This window comes from Vagococcus lutrae, assembly GCF_003987555.1.
Lineage (GTDB): Bacteria > Bacillota > Bacilli > Lactobacillales > Vagococcaceae > Vagococcus_A > Vagococcus_A lutrae.
Genome location: NZ_NGJW01000012.1, coordinates 1 through 20,932, shown reverse-complemented (window position 1 = coordinate 20,932; position 20,932 = coordinate 1). Strand labels below are relative to the sequence as shown.

Annotated in this window: 22 protein-coding genes; 20 read left to right on the top strand and 2 right to left on the bottom strand. The window is 37.5% G+C overall.

All coding sequences use genetic code 11. The annotated features are described in order from the left end of the window. Nucleotides 1–168: 168 nt before the first annotated feature. From secA to CBF33_RS08210, 13 genes are all read left to right on the top strand, one after another. Nucleotides 169–2,697, top strand: a complete 2,529-nt coding sequence (secA, locus tag CBF33_RS08270) for a preprotein translocase subunit SecA (protein WP_126763295.1) — start codon at nt 169–171, stop codon at nt 2,695–2,697. 58 nt (nt 2,698–2,755) lie between these two features. Continuing rightward, a protein-coding gene (prfB, locus tag CBF33_RS08265; protein ID WP_126763293.1) for a peptide chain release factor 2 occupies nt 2,756–3,857 on the top strand; the annotation gives its coding sequence in 2 pieces (ribosomal slippage) (nt 2,756–2,827 and nt 2,829–3,857; 1,101 coding nt in all). A gap of 99 nt (nt 3,858–3,956) precedes the next feature. Continuing rightward, entirely contained in the window at nt 3,957–4,643 is a 687-nt protein-coding gene (gene ftsE, locus CBF33_RS08260) for a cell division ATP-binding protein FtsE (protein WP_126763291.1), read from the top strand. After that, nucleotides 4,636–5,520, top strand: coding sequence for a permease-like cell division protein FtsX (ftsX, locus tag CBF33_RS08255; protein ID WP_280530236.1), 885 nt, complete (start codon nt 4,636–4,638; stop codon nt 5,518–5,520). Before ftsE ends, ftsX begins: the two co-directional genes overlap by 8 nt. A gap of 221 nt (nt 5,521–5,741) precedes the next feature. Next, a complete protein-coding gene (locus CBF33_RS08250; RefSeq protein ID WP_371871928.1) occupies nt 5,742–6,608 on the top strand; it encodes a phosphate ABC transporter substrate-binding protein PstS family protein in 867 nt (288 codons plus the stop codon). A 27-nt stretch (nt 6,609–6,635) separates the two neighbouring features. Beyond that, nucleotides 6,636–7,556: a phosphate ABC transporter permease subunit PstC gene (gene pstC, locus CBF33_RS08245; protein WP_126763287.1), complete on the top strand. Its 921-nt coding sequence runs from the start codon at nt 6,636–6,638 to the stop codon at nt 7,554–7,556. Beyond that, entirely contained in the window at nt 7,556–8,440 is an 885-nt protein-coding gene (gene pstA, locus CBF33_RS08240) for a phosphate ABC transporter permease PstA (RefSeq protein WP_126763285.1), read from the top strand. Before pstC ends, pstA begins: the two co-directional genes overlap by 1 nt. A 12-nt stretch (nt 8,441–8,452) precedes the next feature. After that, on the top strand, nt 8,453–9,256 hold the full coding sequence (pstB, locus tag CBF33_RS08235) for a phosphate ABC transporter ATP-binding protein PstB (protein WP_023605676.1): 804 nt from the start codon (nt 8,453–8,455) through the stop codon (nt 9,254–9,256). Between the two features lie 11 nt (nt 9,257–9,267). Continuing rightward, entirely contained in the window at nt 9,268–10,014 is a 747-nt protein-coding gene (pstB, locus tag CBF33_RS08230; protein WP_126763283.1) for a phosphate ABC transporter ATP-binding protein PstB, read from the top strand. A 25-nt stretch (nt 10,015–10,039) separates the two neighbouring features. Beyond that, the gene (gene phoU, locus CBF33_RS08225; RefSeq protein ID WP_126763281.1) at nt 10,040–10,714 is read left to right on the top strand and encodes a phosphate signaling complex protein PhoU; all 675 of its coding nucleotides are present in this window, start codon (nt 10,040–10,042) and stop codon (nt 10,712–10,714) included. 170 nt (nt 10,715–10,884) lie between these two features. Beyond that, nucleotides 10,885–12,426 carry a daptomycin-sensing surface protein LiaX gene (gene liaX, locus CBF33_RS08220; RefSeq protein ID WP_126763279.1) on the top strand — a complete coding sequence of 514 codons (1,542 nt, stop codon included), beginning with the start codon at nt 10,885–10,887 and terminating at the stop codon, nt 12,424–12,426. 51 nt (nt 12,427–12,477) lie between these two features. Next, the gene (locus CBF33_RS08215; RefSeq protein ID WP_023605672.1) at nt 12,478–12,795 is read left to right on the top strand and encodes a PspC domain-containing protein; all 318 of its coding nucleotides are present in this window, start codon (nt 12,478–12,480) and stop codon (nt 12,793–12,795) included. Next, a complete protein-coding gene (locus tag CBF33_RS08210) occupies nt 12,795–13,151 on the top strand; it encodes a phage holin family protein (RefSeq protein WP_023605671.1) in 357 nt (118 codons plus the stop codon). Before CBF33_RS08215 ends, CBF33_RS08210 begins: the two co-directional genes overlap by 1 nt. Nucleotides 13,152–13,181: 30 nt before the next feature. Here CBF33_RS08210 and CBF33_RS08205 read toward each other — a convergent pair whose 3' ends face one another. After that, nucleotides 13,182–14,849 (bottom strand): NFACT RNA binding domain-containing protein, encoded by a 1,668-nt coding sequence (locus CBF33_RS08205; protein ID WP_126763276.1) that lies wholly within the window; start codon nt 14,847–14,849, stop codon nt 13,182–13,184. A gap of 134 nt (nt 14,850–14,983) precedes the next feature. Here CBF33_RS08205 and CBF33_RS08200 point away from each other — a divergent pair, with 134 nt between their 5' ends. The 4 genes from CBF33_RS08200 to CBF33_RS08185 all read left to right on the top strand — a co-directional run bounded on the left by CBF33_RS08200 (nt 14,984) and on the right by CBF33_RS08185 (nt 18,487). After that, nucleotides 14,984–15,532 carry a hypothetical protein gene (locus tag CBF33_RS08200; protein ID WP_126763274.1) on the top strand — a complete coding sequence of 183 codons (549 nt, stop codon included), beginning with the start codon at nt 14,984–14,986 and terminating at the stop codon, nt 15,530–15,532. A gap of 338 nt (nt 15,533–15,870) precedes the next feature. Further along, nucleotides 15,871–16,857: a tryptophan ABC transporter substrate-binding protein gene (gene trpX, locus CBF33_RS08195; protein ID WP_126763272.1), complete on the top strand. Its 987-nt coding sequence runs from the start codon at nt 15,871–15,873 to the stop codon at nt 16,855–16,857. Then, nucleotides 16,857–17,735, top strand: coding sequence for an ABC transporter permease (locus tag CBF33_RS08190; RefSeq protein ID WP_126763396.1), 879 nt, complete (start codon nt 16,857–16,859; stop codon nt 17,733–17,735). The genes trpX and CBF33_RS08190 overlap by 1 nt, the downstream gene beginning before the upstream one ends. Continuing rightward, a complete protein-coding gene (locus tag CBF33_RS08185) occupies nt 17,732–18,487 on the top strand; it encodes an ABC transporter ATP-binding protein (protein ID WP_126763270.1) in 756 nt (251 codons plus the stop codon). Before CBF33_RS08190 ends, CBF33_RS08185 begins: the two co-directional genes overlap by 4 nt. Nucleotides 18,488–18,547: 60 nt before the next feature. Here the strand turns inward: CBF33_RS08185 and CBF33_RS08180 are convergent, their stop codons facing one another. Then, nucleotides 18,548–19,375: a pyruvate, water dikinase regulatory protein gene (locus CBF33_RS08180; protein ID WP_126763268.1), complete on the bottom strand. Its 828-nt coding sequence runs from the start codon at nt 19,373–19,375 to the stop codon at nt 18,548–18,550. Nucleotides 19,376–19,447: 72 nt separating this feature from the next. Here CBF33_RS08180 and CBF33_RS08175 point away from each other — a divergent pair, with 72 nt between their 5' ends. From CBF33_RS08175 to CBF33_RS08165, 3 genes are all read left to right on the top strand, one after another. Next, nucleotides 19,448–19,885: a Fur family transcriptional regulator gene (locus CBF33_RS08175; protein WP_126763266.1), complete on the top strand. Its 438-nt coding sequence runs from the start codon at nt 19,448–19,450 to the stop codon at nt 19,883–19,885. Between the two features lie 117 nt (nt 19,886–20,002). Then, the gene (gene rpsU, locus CBF33_RS08170) at nt 20,003–20,179 is read left to right on the top strand and encodes a 30S ribosomal protein S21 (RefSeq protein WP_023605663.1); all 177 of its coding nucleotides are present in this window, start codon (nt 20,003–20,005) and stop codon (nt 20,177–20,179) included. 24 nt (nt 20,180–20,203) lie between these two features. After that, nucleotides 20,204–20,647: a GatB/YqeY domain-containing protein gene (locus tag CBF33_RS08165; protein WP_126763264.1), complete on the top strand. Its 444-nt coding sequence runs from the start codon at nt 20,204–20,206 to the stop codon at nt 20,645–20,647. Nucleotides 20,648–20,932: the final 285 nt, after the last annotated feature.

The window sequence follows — 20,932 nt, the reverse complement described above, 5'->3', positions numbered from 1 at the left end:
TTGCTTCTCTTTTGTTATGATACAGCTATGATAAATATAAAACTATTCCATTTTAAGTTTAAAAATGCTAGAATAAAACAGATAGAGCATTCTGCCAGAGAATGTATTATACCAATTAGATAAAATAATTATTTTAGCTAAGTTAAATAGAAAGGAAAGACTGTGAACATGAATTTTCTAAAGAAAATCATCGAAAGCGACAAGCGTGAATTAAAACGTTTGGAAAAAATAGCGGATCAAATTGAATCATACGCAACCGCAATGGAACAATTAACTGATGATCAATTAAAAGATAAAACTAATGAATTTAAAGAAAGATATCAAAAAGGGGAAACACTAGACGAGCTTTTACCAGAAGCATTTGCGACGGTTAGAGAAGCAGCACGTCGAGTTTTAGGATTATACCCATATCGCGTCCAAATGATGGGGGGCGTTGTTTTACACGACGGAAATATCTCAGAAATGAAAACGGGTGAAGGTAAAACATTGACAGCGACGATGCCCGTTTATTTAAATGCGATTAGTGGCGAAGGCGTTCACGTTGTCACAGTAAACGAATATTTGGCAACTCGTGATGCTAGCGAGATGGGAGAGCTGTATAACTTCTTAGGCTTAAGCGTAGGATTAAACTTAAACTCACGTTCAACAGATGAAAAACGAGCAGCTTATGCTTGTGATATCACATACAGCACGAATAATGAACTAGGGTTCGACTATCTCCGTGATAACATGGTTGTTTATAAAGAACAAATGGTTCAACGCCCGTTAAACTTTGCGGTAGTCGATGAAGTTGACTCGATTTTAATTGATGAAGCGAGAACACCGTTGATTATTTCAGGTCAGGCTGAAAAATCGACAGCGTTGTATAACCGCGCTGATTCGTTTATTAAACGTCTAACTGAAGAAGAGGACTATAAAATTGATGTCCAATCAAAAACAATTGCCCTTACCGAGCAAGGTATTTCAAAAGCTGAAGAAACATTTGGTTTAGAAAACTTGTATGATGTGGATAACACAGCTTTAACACACCATTTAGACAATGCGTTGCGTGCCAACTATATCATGCTGCGCGACATTGACTATGTTGTTCAAGAAGGAAAAGTCATGATTGTTGACCAATTTACTGGTCGTATTATGGATGGGCGACGTTATTCTGACGGCTTACATCAAGCGATTGAAGCCAAAGAAGGCGTAGAAATTGAAGATGAAACAAAAACAATGGCTAATATCACATTCCAGAACTACTTTAGAATGTATAAAAAGTTAGCGGGGATGACGGGGACAGCGAAAACAGAAGAAGAAGAGTTTCGTGAAATCTACAACATGGAAGTTATTCAGATTCCTACCAACCGTCCAATCCAACGTGATGACCGACCGGATTTATTATATCCAACAATGGAAAGCAAATTTAAAGCAGTAGTGGCGGATATTAAAGAACGTCACCGTAAAGGTCAACCAGTGTTAGTCGGGACAGTAGCTGTTGAAACATCGGAATACTTGTCACAACTATTAAATAAAGAAAAAATCCCACATGAAGTGTTGAACGCTAAAAATCACTTTAAAGAGGCAGAAATTATTTTGAACGCTGGTCAAAAGGGAGCGGTTACGATTGCGACTAACATGGCTGGTCGTGGTACCGATATTAAACTAGGCTTTGGTGTTGTTGAATTAGGCGGACTTGCTGTAATTGGTACAGAGCGTCATGAGTCTCGTCGTATTGACAACCAGTTACGTGGACGTTCAGGTCGTCAAGGAGACCCAGGTGTCACGCAATTCTACTTATCATTAGAAGATGATTTAATGCGTCGTTTTGGTTCTGATCGTGTTAAAGCGTTGTTAGAGAAGATGAAAGTTGAAGAAGAAGATGCAGTCATTCAAAGTAAGATGTTATCGAAACAAGTCGAAGGGGCACAGCGTCGTGTCGAAGGGAATAACTATGATACACGTAAAAACATCTTACAGTACGATGACGTTATGCGTGAACAACGTGAAGTGATATACGGTCAACGTTACCAAATCATTAGTGCCGAAGAAGATTTAACCCCAGTGTTAATGAGTATGATGGAACGCACAATTCATCGTAATGTTGCAGACCATACACAATTAGAAGAAACAAAAGATTGGAATTTAGAAGGTATAGTCGATTTTGCTCATGCTTGTTTATTACCCGAAAATGCGTTATCTGTTGAAGAGTTAACAGGTAAGACACGTGAAGAAATCGAAACCTTATTAATGGATAAAACAAAAGAATTGTATCAAGAGAAAATCACACATTTAAATGGACCAGAGCAACTCTTAGAATTTCAAAAAGTTGTAATCTTACGTGTGGTAGATACAAAATGGACTGACCATATTGATGCGATGGATCAATTACGTGAATCTATTGGTTTACGAGCATACGGACAAAATAACCCACTTGTTGAATATCAACAAGAAGGATATGAAATGTTTAATGCGATGGTTGCTATGATTGACTATGACGTAACACGTCTATTCATGAAGGCTCAGATTCGTCAAAACGTGCAACGTGAACAAGTCGCACAAGGCGATGCCGTTCACCTGACTGAGCAATCAGCTGACGGTGTAAAAGGGTCAGAAAAACAACAACCTATTCGAGTTGAAAAAGTTGGTCGTAATGACTTATGTCCATGTGGCAGTGGTAAGAAATATAAAAACTGTCATGGTAAGCCAGTCTAAAACAAATCGAGCGAGGGCTGGAGTAATCCAGTCCTTGCTTATTTTTAGGAGTGAAAAAATGGAATTAAGTGAAATCAGACAACAATTAGAAAGAAATCAACAACAAGTGAGTGACTTTAGGGGGTCTCTTTGACTTAGAAGAGATGGAAGAGCGCATTGCAAATTTAGAATATCAAATGACCGAAGCGGATTTTTGGGATGACAATCAAAAAGCACAAACGGTTATATCAGAATTAAACGATGTTAAAGCTCGTTTCCAATCATTTCAAAAGATTGCGACAGACTTGGAAGAGCTAATGGTTCTTTATGAAATGGTAGTGGAAGAGCCTGACGAGGAACTTGAAAAAGAGTTGACAGAATCTTTAGCCACTTATCAAGAGGAAATGAATCAGTACGAATTGGAACAATTGTTAAGTGAACCTTATGACGCTAACAATGCCATTATGGAAATACATCCAGGGGCAGGTGGAACGGAATCTCAAGACTGGGGTTCGATGTTACTTAGAATGTATACGCGTTGGTGTGCGAGTAAAGGATTTGATGTGACCTACTTAGATTATCACGATGGAGAAGAAGCAGGCATAAAAAGTGTGACGCTGCAAATTAAAGGACACAATGCGTATGGTTATTTAAAATCAGAGACGGGTGTACATCGTCTCGTCAGACTTTCTCCTTTTGATACAGCTAATCGTCGCCATACGTCCTTTTGTTCAATCAATGTTATGCCAGAGTTGACGGACGATGTAGAGGTAGAAATTAAACCAGATGATTTAAAGGTGGATACCTATCGCGCGAGTGGTGCTGGTGGTCAGCACGTCAATAAAACAGAATCTGCCGTACGGATTACCCATTTACCAACCGGAATTGTCGTTGCTAGTCAAGCTCAGCGTTCTCAGTTACAAAATAGAGAACAAGCGATGGCGACGTTAAAAGCGAAATTGTATCAATTAGAAATGGATAAGAAGGCGGAGATAGCATCAGAAATTCGTGGTGAAACAAAAGAGATTGGTTGGAGTTCACAAATTCGTTCTTACGTGTTTCATCCTTACTCTATGGTTAAAGATCACCGGACAAACTATGAAGTCGGTGACGTTCAATCTGTTATGGATGGAGATTTAGATAAATTTATGGATGCCTACCTACGTCAACAATTATCATAATCTTTGAAATATAATTGTAATGTAATGTAAGATATATTTCGCACATCTAATGTTATAATAAGGCGTAGCGTATTGCAAAAAAAGGTAGGAGAATGCTTAATGATAGAAATGGAAAACGTTACGAAGAAGTATCCAAATGGCACAACGGCTCTTCGTAATATTAGTATCACGATTGACCAAGGCGAGTTTGTCTACGTTGTTGGCCCAAGTGGTGCAGGGAAGTCAACCTTTATAAAATTGATGTATCGTGAAGAAAAAGCAACAAAAGGTTATTTAAATGTTTGCGGCTATGACTTGCTAAAAATTAAAAATAAACAAACCCCTCTTTTAAGAAGAGAAGTAGGGATTGTGTTCCAAGACTATAAACTTTTATATCAAAAAACAGTTTATGAAAATGTAGCGTATGCGATGGAAGTTATCGGTAAACGACCACGTGAAATCAAACGTCGAGTTATGGAAGTATTAGAGCTTGTTGGCTTAAAACACAAAGTCCGTGTTTTCCCAGCCGAATTATCTGGTGGAGAGCAGCAACGTGTGGCAATTGCCCGTGCTATCGTTAACACGCCCAAAGTTTTGATTGCAGATGAGCCAACTGGAAACTTAGACCCAGAAAACTCATGGGAAATTATGAAATTGTTAGATAAAATCAATACACAAGGGACAACTGTTGTAATGGCCACACATAATAGTACGATTGTGAATACTATCCGTCATCGCGTGATTGCGATTGAGCATGGACGAATTATTCGAGACCAAGCGGAAGGAGAGTATGGATATAATGATTAAAACATTTTTCCGCCATCTAGGTGAAAGCCTAAAAAGTTTAAAACGTAATGGTTGGATGACGTTAGCCTCTGTGAGTGCCGTGACGGTGACGTTGATTTTAGTTGGTATTTTCCTTTCAGTGATTTTAAACGTAGCAAAGATAGCTAAAGATATCGAATCAACCGTGGATATCTCAGTATTCATTGATTACGGCACTGAAAAAGAGGAAATGGATCAACTTAAAACGGAATTAGAAAAAATTCCAAGTGTGGAAAAAGTTAAATTTTCCGGTCGAGAAGAGCAGTTGAATAACTTGATTGAAAAGTATGGAGATTCTTGGAAATTATTTGATGAAGATGACAATCCATTGTACGACGTGTTTATTGTCAGTACCAAAGAACCAGAAGACACGAAAAAAGTTCAAAAAATTGCTGAAAAGTTACCAGCCGTTTATAAAGCCGACTATGGCGGACTTTCATCTGATAAGATTTTTAAAATCTCAAAAGGGATCCGTACATGGGGACTTGTTGCGACAGCCTTGCTAATATTTGTCGCTATTTTCCTAATCTCAAATACAATCAGAATTACTATCATTTCAAGAAAACGCGAAATTCAGATTATGAAATTAGTTGGAGCAAAGAACGGATTTATTCGTTGGCCATTCTTCTTAGAAGGTGCTTGGATTGGCCTTTTAGGAGCTGTTATTCCTATGCTTATGATGACGTTTGGTTATCCAGAAGTCAGTTCGATTGTAAGTAAAATTTTACTCAGTCAATCGTTTTCACTGATACCCGCTCAGGACTTAGTTTTAGGAATGAATATCTTAATGGGAGTCATTGGAGTGGTAATTGGCTCAATCGGGTCTATCATGTCTATGCGTCGTTTCTTAAAAATTTAATATGCTTTGTTTTGCAGTCTATAAAAAGAGGAGAAAATCCGTTTTTTATAGGCTGTTTTTTTTGTGAAAAAAGAATGAAAGAGTGATTTCTGTAAATAGAGTTGAAAAACTGTAAATTCAAGGAAAAAGACTTGATTTTTTTGAGTCTAACCTATATGTTTAATAAAGAGAATTAGGTTTTTTTAGACGTAATTCTTGTGAAAATAAGGGAGGATTTTTCGGTGAAAAAAATCTTAAGTATGGCAAGTGTAATACTCATGTCAACATTATTAACTGGATGTGGGGATTTAGTCGATAATGGGGAATCAATCACTGCCGTTGGGTCTTCAGCAATGCAACCTTTAGCTGCTGCTGCAGGCGAAGAATTTAGTAGTGAACATGTAGGGAAATTTATCAACGTCCAAGGTGGCGGAAGTGGTACCGGTCTGAGTCAAGTCCAAGCTGGTGCGGTTGAAATAGGGAATTCAGATTTGTTTGCGGAAGAAAAATCAGGATTAAAAACAGACGAACTGGTCGATCACAAAGTAGCAGTCGTCGGCATTACACCGATTGTTAATAAAGAAGTATCCTTAAGTAATCTTTCAATGACGGAGTTAAAAAATATCTTTACAGGAAAAATTACGAATTGGTCAGAATTAGGTGGGGCTGATTTGCCAATCGTTTTAATCAACCGTGCAAGCGGAAGTGGTACGCGACATACGTTTGAACAGTGGGTTTTAGATGGGGAAGTATCAAAACTTGCTCAAGAGCAAGAATCTACTGGGATGGTTCGACAAATTGTTGCGACAACACCGGGCGCTATTAGCTACGTTGCTTTTTCTTATGTGACGGATGAGGTCAAAGCGTTAAAGGTCGACGGTGTAGAGCCGCTTGACAAACATGTGAAGACGAACAAGTGGAAAATTTGGTCGTATGAACACATGTACACATTAGGCGAGCCAAAAGGCTTAACAAAAGAATATCTAGATTATATGTTGTCGGATCATATTCAAAAAGAGATGGTGCCACAGTTAGGCTACATTCCAGTGACCGAGATGAAAGTGGAACGTGATGCAGCGGGGAACATCACAGAGATTAATGCGCGTTAAAATGTATGTAGATGAGGAGGAGTTGTTTTGGAGAACATCCAGCAACAGTTACAAAAAAAATCTAAAAAGGCCAAATTAGAGCAGATTGGTAAATTCATTAGTTTTCTTTGTATTTTATTTATAGTCGTTGTCGTTGCCGCTATTTTTTATTTTGTCGCCAGTAAAGGTCTAGCTACTTTCTTTAAAGATGGCGTCAACCTGTTTGACTTTTTGTTTGGTACAACATGGAGTCCTGGAAATGTCGGGGAAAATGGGGAGCCACTCGTTGGCGCACTGCCGATGATAATGGGGTCATTTTTAGTTACCTTGCTATCCGCAATTGTCGCGACTCCGTTTGCTATAGGAGCGGCTGTCTTTATGACCGAGATTTCTCCTACATTAGGAAAGAAAATCTTGCAACCTGTTATCGAGTTATTAGTAGGGATACCTTCAGTTGTCTATGGTTTCGTAGGCTTAACTGTTATCGTGCCAGCTGTACGTAATACATTTGGCGGTAGTGGTTTTGGTATCTTAGCTGGGACTTTTGTTCTGTTTGTTATGATTTTACCAACCGTTACGTCTATGACAGTTGATGCGTTAAATGCTGTTCCTAGACATTATCGCGAAGCCTCTTTAGCACTTGGTGCAACGAGATGGCAAACGATTTATAAAGTAGTCTTAAGATCGGCTGTTCCAGGGGTCTTAACAGCTGTTGTATTTGGAATGGCGCGTGCTTTTGGTGAAGCACTAGCAGTACAAATGGTTATTGGTAATGCGGCAATCATGCCTCAAGATTTAACAAGTCCGGCTTCAACTTTGACAAGTATTTTAACAATGGGAATTGGTAATACGATTATGGGAACGTTGGAAAATAACGTACTGTGGTCGCTAGCTTTGTTATTATTACTGATGTCATTATTCTTTAATATTGTCATTCGATTGATTGGTAAGAAAGGAGCCTTCAAATAATGAATCCAAAAAAAGTCGATAAAATTTGGACAGGTATTTTATATGCCGTTTCCGGTTTGATAGTGCTGATTCTTGCCAGTTTAATCGGATATATTTTATTTAGAGGAGTTCCTCATATTTCATGGGAATTTTTAACAACGCCAGCTAAATCGTTTCAAGCAGGTGGTGGTATTGGGATTCAGTTATTTAACTCGTTCTATCTGTTGATTATTACCATGTTAATTAGTATCCCTATTTCATTAGGGGCAGGTATCTATTTGGCTGAATATGCCCGTAAAAATTGGTTTACGGATGTCATTCGTACGTCCATTGAAATTTTAAGCTCACTTCCGTCAGTTGTCGTTGGTTTATTCGGCTTTCTAGTATTTGTTGTGAAAGCAGAGATGGGCTTTTCGATTATTTCAGGTGCATTAGCCTTAACGTTTTTCAACTTACCTTTGCTAACACGAAATGTAGAAGAATCACTAAACGCCGTTCACTTTACGCAACGTGAAGCTGGTCTTGCATTAGGGTTATCACGTTGGGAGACGGTATTACGTGTTGTTGTTCCTGAAGCTTTACCCGGCATTTTAACAGGGGTAATTTTAGGTGCAGGACGTATTTTCGGGGAAGCAGCTGCTTTAATCTATACAGCCGGTCAAAGTGCTCCAGCCTTAGATTTTACTAATTGGAATCCATTAAGCATTTCAAGTCCGCTCAATATCTTCCGCCAAGCAGAAACGTTAGCGGTACATATCTGGAAAGTCAACAGTGAAGGGAATATGCCCGACGGACCACAAGTATCTGCCGGTGCGTCAGCAGTCTTAATTATCGCCGTCTTACTATTTAATATTTTGGCACGCTTCATTGGAAAACGAATCCATAAACGGATAACATCGGCATAAAGGAGTAAATTCATGGAAAATTATGATTTGACATCGCGTCATGTGGTGTCCTTACAAGATAAAGAAATCGCGATTAGTACAGATGATATTCATGTCTGGTATGGTCAGAATGAAGCGATAAAAGGGGTCTCCCTTGAATTTGAAAAAAACAAAATTACGTCACTTATCGGCCCTTCAGGTTGTGGAAAATCAACATATCTACGTTCGTTAAATCGAATGAACGATGAAATTGCCAATACTAAAGTAACGGGTAAAATTATGTATCAACATACAGATATTAACTCATCGAAAGTCGACGTTTATGAAATGAGAAAACATATCGGGATGGTTTTTCAGCGACCAAATCCGTTTAGTAAGTCTATCTATGACAATATTACATTTGCTTTAAAACAACATGGTGAAAAAGATAAACACTATCTCGATGAAATTGTTGAAACAAGTCTAAAACAAGCAGCTTTGTGGGATCAAGTAAAAGATAACTTAAATAAAAGTGCGCATGCCTTATCAGGCGGGCAACAACAACGTCTATGTATCGCACGTGCGATTGCAATGAAACCAGATATTCTATTACTAGATGAACCGGCAAGTGCATTAGACCCCATTTCGACAAGTAAAGTGGAAGAAACACTGATTAACTTAAAAGAAGATTATACGATTATTATTGTGACCCATAACATGCAACAGGCGGCACGTATTAGTGATTATACGGCTTTCTTCTATTTAGGAAATGTTATTGAATATGATCGGACGAAGAAAATCTTTACCCGTCCGAAGATTAAAGCGACAGAAGATTATGTATCAGGACACTTCGGTTAAGGAGGAAAGACATGTTAGAGTCGAAAGATTTGCATTTGTATTATGGTAAAAAAGAAGCACTAAAAGGAATCAATATGTCCTTTACGCAAGGTGAAATCACGGCGTTAATTGGTCCTTCTGGTTGTGGCAAGTCCACTTTTTTACGGACGCTTAACCGCATGAATGACTTGATACCAGATGTCACGATTACTGGAAACGTCATGTTTAAAGGAGAAAATATATACAGTCCCAAGACGGATACTGTTAACTTGAGAAAAAAAATCGGAATGGTTTTTCAACAACCGAATCCTTTTCCTTTTTCCGTCTATGAGAATGTCGTTTATGGTTTACGTTTAGAAAACACACCCCCGAAACAAGAGCTAGACCAAATTGTCGAGGAAAGTTTACGAGCAGCGGCAGTCTGGGATGATGTAAAAGATAAACTGGATAAAAGTGCTTTGGCGCTTTCTGGTGGACAACAACAGCGTGTCTGTATCGCGCGCGTTCTAGCGGTAAAACCAGAAGTGATATTACTAGATGAGCCAACCAGTGCGCTAGACCCAGTATCAAGTGGTAAAATTGAGAATATGTTATTTGAATTAAAAGATAAGTACACGATGATTATGGTCACCCATAATATGCAACAGGCTTCCAGAATATCAGATAAAACAGCATTTTTCTTAAATGGCGATTTAATTGAATATAACAAAACGAAGAAAATATTCTTAACGCCAGATCGTCAAGAAACAGAAGATTATATTAGTGGAAAGTTTGGTTAATAAAGACTAGAAAGGGTTGAATGCGATGTTACGTTCACAATTTGAAGAGGATTTACACAAGCTCCATTTACAATTTCATGAAATGGGGAAAATGGTCAGTGCCGCTGTCTATAAGTCAGTGAAGGCTTTTATCAAGCATGATAAAGAAATGGCTGTATCTGTGATTGAAGAAGATAGCGATATTAATGAATTAGAATTAAAACTAGAAAAGAAAAGCTTGGAAATGATTGCTTTACAACAACCTGTTACCACTGACCTACGGATTATCGTCACGGTCATGAAAGCTATCTCTGATTTAGAACGTATTGGCGACCATGCGGTTTCGATTTCTAAATCTACTATTAGGGTAAAAGGAAATGCACGTATTTTAGAAGTAGAGGAAAAAATATCTGAGATGAGTGACGCTGTCAAAGAGATGATGGATGATGTCTTGAAGGCTTATATAGAAGAAGATGCTGAAAAAGCGAAAGAAATTGCGAATCGAGATAACGTTGTTAATCGCTACTTCCATGAGATTTATGACATGTCAATTAAGGAAATGCAAGAGAACCCTCAAACAGTTATTGGAGGCACCGACTATTTGCAAGTAGCAGGTTATCTAGAGCGTATTGGTGACTATGTAACCAATATCTGTGAATGGATTGTTTACTTAAAAACTGGAAAAATATATGAATTAAACTCTAATCGTGAATCGATTTAGAAAAATAGTATGAAAAGCGAGCCGTATATTACGGTTCGCTTTTTTAATTAGAATTGCGACTTGGCATTGATAGAGAAATCCATCTCAAGACCTATGACAGGTGTGATAAAAAAAGGCATAATAGAGATACAAGCTGATCGAAGGAAAGTTTAGCTAAGGAGGCTATCAAGATGAAAGAACGAGATCGCGTATTAGAATTAGTCAAAAAAGGTGTAATTACAACAGATGAAGCATTAGTATTACTTGAAAATATGGCTATTGCAAAAGATGAAAGTATTATTGAACAGGAAGCGTCAGATGTCAAACAACATCATTTGAATAAGCAAACAGAAGAGTCCGATGAAGTTAGCAAAGAAGAAAATGAAGAGCAAGCAAAGCTAGAGCAATTGTTAGACGATTTAGCAACGGAGTTAAATCAAACCTCTTCAAAGCTTGATGTGGTAAATGCTGAGATAGAAGATGTGACAAGTGAAATCAATATGTTGGAAGAACAAATAATGATTATCAACACTTTAGAAGAATTAGATGAGTTAGCGCCTGAAAAAAGAGAAGAGCGCGTTCATTATGAAACGAAGCTAGGCGAGTTGAAGAAACAACGTGTCGCTATGGAAGAAGAAGTCCTAGAGTTAGAGGCGCGTCTAAAAGAAGTCAAAACATCTAAACGTGAACTACACGAAGAAGAGGACATGCGTTTTCAATTACCAGACGACTGGGAACAAACGCTGACCGATTTAGGTGATAAAATGGAAAAAGCAGGCGAAAAGTTCGGTAAGAAAATGAACCAAGCAGGCAATCAATTTAGCAAATTAATGAAAGAAACAATGAAGACGGTAACGAATACGGTTAATGATCATGTTGACTGGAAAGATGTTAATATTAAAGTGCCCGGCATGGCGATGAGTACATTTGAGCATGAGTTTTATTATCCAGCATGTTCGGCAAGTATTATTGATGTAAAAGTTGCTAACGGTCTTATTGAGTTTCGTCAATGGGATTCAGAGGATATAAAAGTTGTCAGTCAGATTAAACTATATGGTAAAATGGAAGCAGATACGCCATTTGAAGCATTTCTTGAAAGAAGTGAAATTGAAGTAGATGAAGAGCGTATTTCTTTTCAAATTCCTAATAAGCGGATTAAAGCGGAGTTAATCTTTTATTTACCAGCACGTAGTTACGATCATGTGTCAGCTAAAATCTTAAATGGCGATATTAATGTGTTTGATTTAGAGGCTAAAGACACGTACCTAAAGAGTACAAACGGTGATTTAATGATTGATGGGTTTACGGCTACGATGTTAGAAGCAGAAGGTGTCAATGGCGATGTTACTGTTAAAAATGCCTCTGTGTTAGATTTTATTGGCACATCAGTGAATGGGGATTTTATTCTAAAAGCCGCGTTACAAAATATTTCTGTTGGAAATGTTAACGGCGATATTCGCGTGACGGCGGTGGATGATTCAATGAAAAACTTAGATGCAAAAGTGGTCAATGGTGATATCAAAGTGGCTTTACCTCAAACGCAAGGCATAGAAGGCTTAGCTAAAACAAGTCTAGGTGCCATTAAAAATCGTTTATCAGAGTTTGAAGTGATTCGTGAAAAAACTGAAAAAACGAATCGTATGTTACAATTTAGAAGATATCATCCGGAAGATACGGTCTACATCAAATTATCAACAACGACAGGTAATGTTTTACTAAAGGATGCCGACTAGTAAAGAGTAGACAAGCGTAGCGGATATACGTTAATATAGGAGGAGAGTCGTATGAAGAAAAAATTAACAAAGTCAAATTCAAATATTGTTGTGAGTGGTGTTTTAGGGGGAATTGGTGAGTTTTTCGGAATTGATCCAACGATTGTCCGTATTGTGTATCTCGCATTAAGTTTCTTTACTGCAGGATTTCCTGGCTTCTTTTTATACATCTTATTGGCGATTATTGTTCCATCTCAACCTGCCCAACATCAAACAAGAAAAAATTATTATGGTAATTACTACGGTGACGGGATGAATCGCAGACCGGGTAATGAGCGTAAGCAAGCAACAAAAGTAGATGATGACGAAGATGAGTGGAGTGATTTTTAATGACTTATTGGCAGCGTTTATTGATTAATACATTAACGCTAGTAGCATTAGCTTATATGTTTCCAAATATGATGTATGTTGACAGTGTTTTTGTGGCACTAATGGCTAGTTTCGTTCTATCTATTTTGAATACATTAGTGAAGCCTGTGCTACATTTTTTCAGCCTACCAATTACGATTTTAACATTTGGATTATTTAGCTTAGTTATAAATGGGATGATGCTAACTATGACATCCGCCTTGATAGGAAAACAGCATTTTGCTTTTTCAAGTTTTGGTGCAGCGTTTCTCATTGCTTTAATTATGTCATTAGTCAATGCGATTTTTGTGAATAAAAAAGTTGAAAAATATTATTAAAAGCTCTTGCATCTGCAAGAGCTTTTTTATTTAAATATGACTTTTCGGTGTGACATAAAGTGTTTTTTGATTTTCATATATGACAAAACCGGGTTTAGCGCCTTTGGGTTTCTTGACATGTTTCACTTGAACATAGTCGACTGGAACGTTATTGGAAAGCCGGTATTTAGAGTGATAAGCGGCAAGAGAAGCAGCTTCACTTAACGTCTGGTCACTTGGATTGCTGTCTTTAATAATGACATGCGAACCGGGAATATCCTTAGCATGCAGCCAAATATGATTTTTATGAGCGACCTTAGTTGTCAGTTCATCATTTTGTAGATTGTTACGTCCGATTAAAATAGGCGTGCCATCGGTAGCAGTTAATTCGATAAAACGTGGCAATTTTTTCGGCTTGCCTTTTTCTTTTTTTCGTTTGAGATAGCCACTTTCGATTAACTCTTCTTTAATCAATGGGACATCTTGCGGCTGTGCGAGTTCTAATTGAGAAAGAACGCTTTCGATATAATCGATTTCTTGTTGAGTAGCTTCAAGTTGTTTAGCAATCTCGACGGCCCCTGTTTTATACTTATTATAACGTTTAAAGTAAGACTGGGCATTTTCAGCCGGCGTACGTTGTGGATTGAGTGAAATAACGAGTGGCTCGTTTGTGTAGTAGTCAGTGACTTCAAGTTCACTCATTCCCGGTTGAACAAGGTGTAAATAAGTGGTCAACAACTCGCCTTTTCGCTGCATCTCTTCTTTTTTATGCGTCGCTTGCATGTCTTTATTTAGACTTTTTAGCTTTTTACGTAATCGTTTGATATCATTCGTCAATCTTTTTTCTAACGCTTGTGATTGTTGTTTGACGCGGTCGCGGTTTGCTTTATCCTGATAATAAACGTCTAACAAAGCACTTAAAGTGTCATAAATAGTCGGTTCTTTCTGTAAAGAATAATAGCGAATGGCAGTAAAGTATTCTTTATTGTCTATGAGATAGTGAGCTGGTTGGTAAGCGTCTAATGACGTGATAAAAAAGTCATGCCATGCTTTCATCTTATCATTTGGCATTGAAGACAAACGATAGGTGAGCTCTTGAGCTGTTAAGAAGCTAAGTCCTTGAAACGTTTCTTGCAAGTAAACAGCGGAAAGTTCTTCAGCATTTAACAGGTGAAATAAAGAGACATCGTCAATTTCCCATGGATTTTTTTTCGCTTGTTGTGGCGGTTGGCGATAAAGAGCTCCAGGCAACAACAAACGATAGCTATTTTGAGAAGAGCCAACATGCTTAATGCAATCGATAATTTTTTGACTTTCTTGATTGATTAAAATAATATTACTATGACGACCCATGATTTCTATTATGAGTCGTAAGTCTTCTAAATCTCCTAACTCATTACGTTTGGTAAAGCTAATTTGGACAATGCGGTCATTTTGAATTTGTTCTATTTTTTCAATAATCCCATTTTCTAAATGCTTACGTAATGTCATACAAAAGTTAGGCGGTGTTGCCGGATTTTCGTAAGGTATCTCAGTTAGCTGAATCCGTCCGTATGAGGGGTGAGAAGATAATAGTAGACGATGATTTTTACCTTGATGTCGGATGACTAAAACGACTTCATTATCATAAGGTTGGTGAATTTTAGATAAACGACCACCACTTAAAGCTTGGTTAAGTTCCATAACCATAGCATGTGTAAAATAACCGTCAAATGACATATAATCCCTCCTTTTGGGCTATAAACTGTGTCTAATATACCGTGAAAAGCTTAAAATGTCCAATGGCAATAAAAGCTATTTCTTTTTAGATTAAGAATGATATACTATTATTAGAAACGTTAAGGAGTCTATTTATGGAAGAAGAAAAACAACAAAAAAAGTTTGGAATCGAGCAACTCGAACATCAATTAAGTCGCTTAACAAAAACACATAAACTAATGATATTATCTGGGTTGACACTAGTTGTACTATTACTAATAAGTGTACTAACCTTGCCGAAGATTAATCATCGTATTCGTGAAAAGCAAATTGCTTCGGTTGTCGCTAATAGTTTCTACAATGGTGATGAGATAAAACGAGTCCCCCAAGATGGTCTAGCCACACTCATTCAAGAGAAAAATGAGGTGACAGTTCTCATTTATGATCCAGCCTCGCCGTTTGTTCCTGAGCTAGAATCTGTTTTAACTGACCCAGATCAATTAAAGCTCTTTCCAACGGTTTTATATGTTTATCCTATATTTTATGATAAAAAAGAAGTAAAAAAAGATTACCAGTTACAAGCGGATATTACGTTGATTCAATATACGAATCACAAAGAAACAAAGCGAGTTAAATTTAAGGATAAGACAGAAATCGAGATGTATTTTGTAGATTATCTTGAAAGTTTGACCAATCGACCTTAAGGATATTGACAAATAATCAGATAGTGATACACTTAATGAAATAAGAAGAACGGAGGAGACAACATGAAAGACTATCAAACGAAGACACGTGCGTTACCAGAATTGAATATGGCGTGGCAAAACTGGCGTAGATAGTTGTATGTATGTTTCCAAATAGGAGCATAGATACAACTTTAGAGAGCTCTCTAATTTGTATCTATGCGGGTTTTAAAAGAGCAGTCCTGCATAGACCATAGTGTTTATGCAGGATTTTTTGTCGCACTTTTTGACAACTTCCTGTATAGGGGAGTTGTCTTTTTTTATTCAAAAAAACATAATCCAAGAGAGGACGTAAGATAATGTATTCACGTAAACTTAAAATAAGCTTAATGATAATTGGTTTAATGATTCTTTATCCGATCATAACGATGACGGTTGAGAAGCAACAAGAAAATCGTAGCAACAGCATGACAGTCGGGGTTTTGCAATATATTAGTCATCCTTCGCTAGATGAAATCTATCAAGGGATTTTAACTGGTTTAAAAGAACAGGGATTAGAGGAAGGGAAGAATTTAAAGGTTGTTTTCCAAAATGGTCAAGGAGATCAAAGCAAGTTAAATATGATGTCACAACAATTAATTAGTGAAAAACCAGATGTTTTAATAGGTATTGCGACACCTGCTGCTCAAGCGTTGGCGAATGCAACGCAAGAGATTCCCATTGTACTTGGAGCGATTACCGACCCTGAAAATGCAGGCTTAGTCTCAAGTAATGAACATCCTGGCGGCAATATTACAGGTGTAAGTGATCAGTCTCCCATAGAAGCACAGTTTGATTTGTTAAAGTTATTATTACCCGCGACTCAACGCGTAGGGATACTGATTTCGTCGGCAGAAGACAATGCCATCGTCCAAGCAGAGCGTGCGGAAGCAGCCGCTAAAGAGCGAGGTTTGACAACGAAACGCTATGTCGTTCCTTCTAGTAATGAAATCAATAGCATCGTTTCAAATATGGTGCGAGAAATCGATACATTGTATATTCCTACAGATAATACTATTGCTAATAACATGTCCGCGGTCGCTCAAATTGCGACCCAAGCGCACGTTCCGATTATCCCTTCTGTTGCTTCGATGGTAGAAGAAGGTGGCGTGGCCACAATTGGTATTAATCAAACAGATTTAGGCGTACAAACGGGACGCATGGCGGCTGATATCATCTTGAAAAACAAAAACCCAGGTGATATGCCAATCTATGTCTTTTCAGAAGGCGATTTAATTGTGAATGAAGAACAACTGGACAGTTTAGGAATCACTGTACCAAAAGAAGTGGAGATGATGATGAAATGATGTTAACAGTCACATTAGGACAAGGATTTTTGCTAGGGATTCTAGGTTTAGGTATTTTTATGACATATCGAATTTTAAATTTCCCCGATATGACGGCGGAAGGTTCTTTTCCATTAGGCGGGGCGGTCACAGTGACGCTTTTAACTCATCAAGTTTCACCTATATTGGCAACCATCGCGGGGATGTTAGCTGGTATGCTGGCAGGGTTAGTGACGGGTCTACTTTATACGAAAGGGAAAATACCTGTTGTTTTATCGGGAATTTTAGTGATGACAGGATTGAACTCGGTTATGTTATATGTGATGAAGCGGTCGAATTTAACGTTATTAAATCAAAAGCGTTTGAATGCTTATGTGACGTTTTCTTGGTTGCCAGCGCATTACGATACGTTAATTATCGGAATCCTAACGTGTGTGTTGTTAGTTGTGGGTTTAATCTATTTTTTACATACGTCGTTAGGGCAGAGTTATATTGCAACAGGTGATAATGAGGTCATGGCACGTTCTTTAGGGATTTCGACTGACCGCATGAAGTTATTAGGGCTGTCGGTATCAAACGGGATTATCGCATTGTCCGGTTCCTTAGTTGCTCAAAATGACGGCAATGCAGATATTAACAAAGGGATAGGTATTATTGTTATAGGATTATCCTCGATTATTATAGGGGAGGTTCTTTTTGGTGAATTGCTACTACTCGAGCGATTAATTGCCATCGTCGTTGGAAGTGTCGTCTATCAATTATTAATTTTAGTTGTCATAAAGTTGGGTGTCGACACCAGTTACTTGAAAATATTTTCATCTCTCATTTTAGCAGGATGTCTAATTTTACCGAGATTAAAAGGTCAAATGAAAATGCCTAAAAAGGAGCGAGTATCATGAAGGAAGTACTGCGTATTGAACAATTATCAAAAAAAATAATCACAGGCAATCAAGAAGAGCGAGAGTTAATCAAACAGTTAGATTTATCACTTAATCAAGGCGATTTTGTGACCGTACTCGGAGGGAATGGCGCGGGTAAGTCGACGTTATTTAATCTTATATCAGGGACGATGCTTCCTTCATCTGGTTATATAGAAGTGAACGGAACCGATGTCACTATGATGAAAGAAGAACGACGTGCACGTGTGATTGCACGAGTGTTTCAAGATCCGAAGTTAGGAACAGCCCCAAGAATGACCGTCGCTGAAAATCTATTACTAGCAATGAAACGTGGCGAGAAACGACGATTATTACCTCGTCGATTAGAGGCCTCTCTTCCTTATTTTGAAGACTTAACGAAGGAATTGGGTAATGGACTAGAAAAGCATCTTTTACAGCCAACAGGAGCCTTGTCAGGCGGTCAGAGACAGTCACTGAGCTTAATTATGGCGACATTAGGCAATCCGTCTTTATTGCTACTAGATGAGCATACAGCGGCGCTGGACCCTAAAACAGCGGACCGTCTGATGCATTTAACAGCAGAAAAAGTAAAAGAAAAAAACTTAACCGCCTTAATGATTACGCACAAAATGGAAGACGCGTTAACTTACGGTAATAAATTGTTAGTGTTGGAGCAAGGAAGAATTAAATACTTTTTTAATGAAAGTGAAAAAGCTGCTTTAACAAAAATAGATTTATTGAATTTCTTTTAAAAAAATAAAAAAAGCGGTGCTGACGTCTATCGGAAAGAAGTGTCAGCACCGTTTTGATTTTTAACCATGATAAGTATATTCTTCTAAGTTTAGCTCTTGTAAAATAATAGAAGCTGTTTCTTCAATAGATAAATCTGCGACATTAATCACTAAACAGCCTAGTTTTTCATAAAGTTTGTTGGCGAAAGCAAGTTCTTCATTAATCTTATTAATATCAGAGTAGGCAGTATTTGGATTTAAACCGTATGCTTTCATGCGTTCCTGTCTAATTTTATTTAAGATTTCCGGATTGTTGGTTAGTCCAACGATTTTTTTAGGGTTGACTTCCCAAAGCTCTTTTGGGATATGAGCTTGAGGAATTAAAGGTAAGTTCGCCACTTTAAGGTTTTTATTTGCTAAAAATAAACTGAGCGGTGTTTTTGACGTACGTGAGACTCCAAGTAAAACAATATCCGCTTCCAAAAAGCCTTTCGGGTCTTTTCCGTCATCATATTTTACCGCAAATTCCATTGCAGCAATACGATTGAAATATTCTTGATTCAGTGAATGCATGGCTCCAGGTAAGCGAGTTGGGTCGATACCAGAACGTTTAGAGAGTTCGTTAACGACGGGTGATAAAATATCCATACAAAACAAGTCATTTTCTTGACAATACTGATTGGCAAATTGCACAAACTCAGGGGAAATCATCGTGTGAATGATAATCGCGTTGCAAGCTTTTGCTCGTTCTAACGCCTCGACTAAATCTTTCTTTTCAGATACAAAGGTTTTTCTTACTAATGCGACATTGACAGTAGCATATTGTGACATGGCAGCTTGAGCGAGTTTAGAGGCCGTTTCACCGGCAGAGTCTGAAATAATATAAATATAATAACATTTATCTGTCATATAGGACGTCCCTTCTTGATTTTCCTTATAGATTATTATAGCATATATTTGAAAAGTAAAGGACTGATAAAAATGAGTGAAAAAAGAATTAATCAAGCGTTAGAGATTTTAAAAGAATCTGGCTATAAATATACGAAAAGACGAGAAGAAATTTTATCTTTTTTAGAAAAAGAAGATAAGTATATTGCACCAAAAGAAGTCTATGATTTTATGTCTGCGAAGTATGCAGGAATTAGTTATGATACCATTTATCGTAACTTAAGCGATTTTAGTGAATTGAATATTTTAGAAGAAACAGAGTTTGATGGTGAGAAAAAATATCGCTTTCACTGCGGACACGGTCACGTTCATCATCATCATTTCATCTGTACTTATTGCGGTGCCACACAAGCGCTCGAGATGTGTCCCATGACTTTTTTCGAAGAGCAATTAAAAGATGTTGAAATTGAAGGGCATCGTTTTGAGATATTTGGGAAATGTGCGAATTGTATGAAAAAAGAGAAAATTTAGAGAAAAAGTTGACGAAAAAATTGTCATTCGTTATAATATCAGAAGGACAGTTTTTTAGTGTCTTTTGGATGTTATTGAAAAACGGTTACTTTTTAAGCTCGGGGGGAGGGAATTTACATGTCAAAAACAGTAGTTAAGAAAAATGAATCTCTTGATGACGCTCTTCGTCGCTTCAAACGTTCCGTTTCAAAAACTGGTACATTGCAAGAATACCGTAAACGTGAATATTACGAAAAGCCAAGCGTAAAGCGTAAAAAGAAATCAGAAGCAGCTAGAAAACGTAAGAAATTCTAATTTTCCAAAACGGAGCTGATTAAGATGACTTTATTAGCCATTTTAAATAATGATATTAAACAAGCGATGCGTGAGAAAGATAAAGAGACATTAGGCGTGTTACGCTTAATGAAAGCTGCTATTCAAAATGCAGGGATTGAATCTGGACGTGAATTAACGGAAGAGGAAGAACTTGCAATTGTCATTAAAGAAGCGAAACAACGTCGCGATTCTTTAAAAGAATTTGAAGCAGCGGGAAGAGATGATTTAGTAGAAAAAGGTCATCATGAGCTTTCCATTGTCGAACGTTACTTACCAGAACAATTATCTGAGGAAGAATTAACTGAGATGATTGAGAAAACGATGAAGGAAGCGAATATCACATCAATGAAAGAGTTTGGAAAATTGATGGGAATTCTAATGCCCAAAGTCAAAGGTAAAGCGGATGGCAATCAAGTCAATCAAATCGTTAAATCGTTACTATCATAAAAAGCTGACCTATATAGGTCAGCTTTTTTTAATCGGCTCTATAATTTAAAGGACTGATGAATCAAATAAATGATTCATCAGCCCTTTTTTTAATTTTTTTAATTTTAGGTATTAAAAAGCATACCGTTCTCCTATATGATTAATTTACGACAAAAAACCAAACGGGAGGCGATATGCTCATGTCTAATGATATCAAAAAATTACTACGAATCATAGAGCCAAATTTAATCACATCTGACATTTCTTACGAAATGGTAAAAGGACAACAAACATGTGTGGTGAACG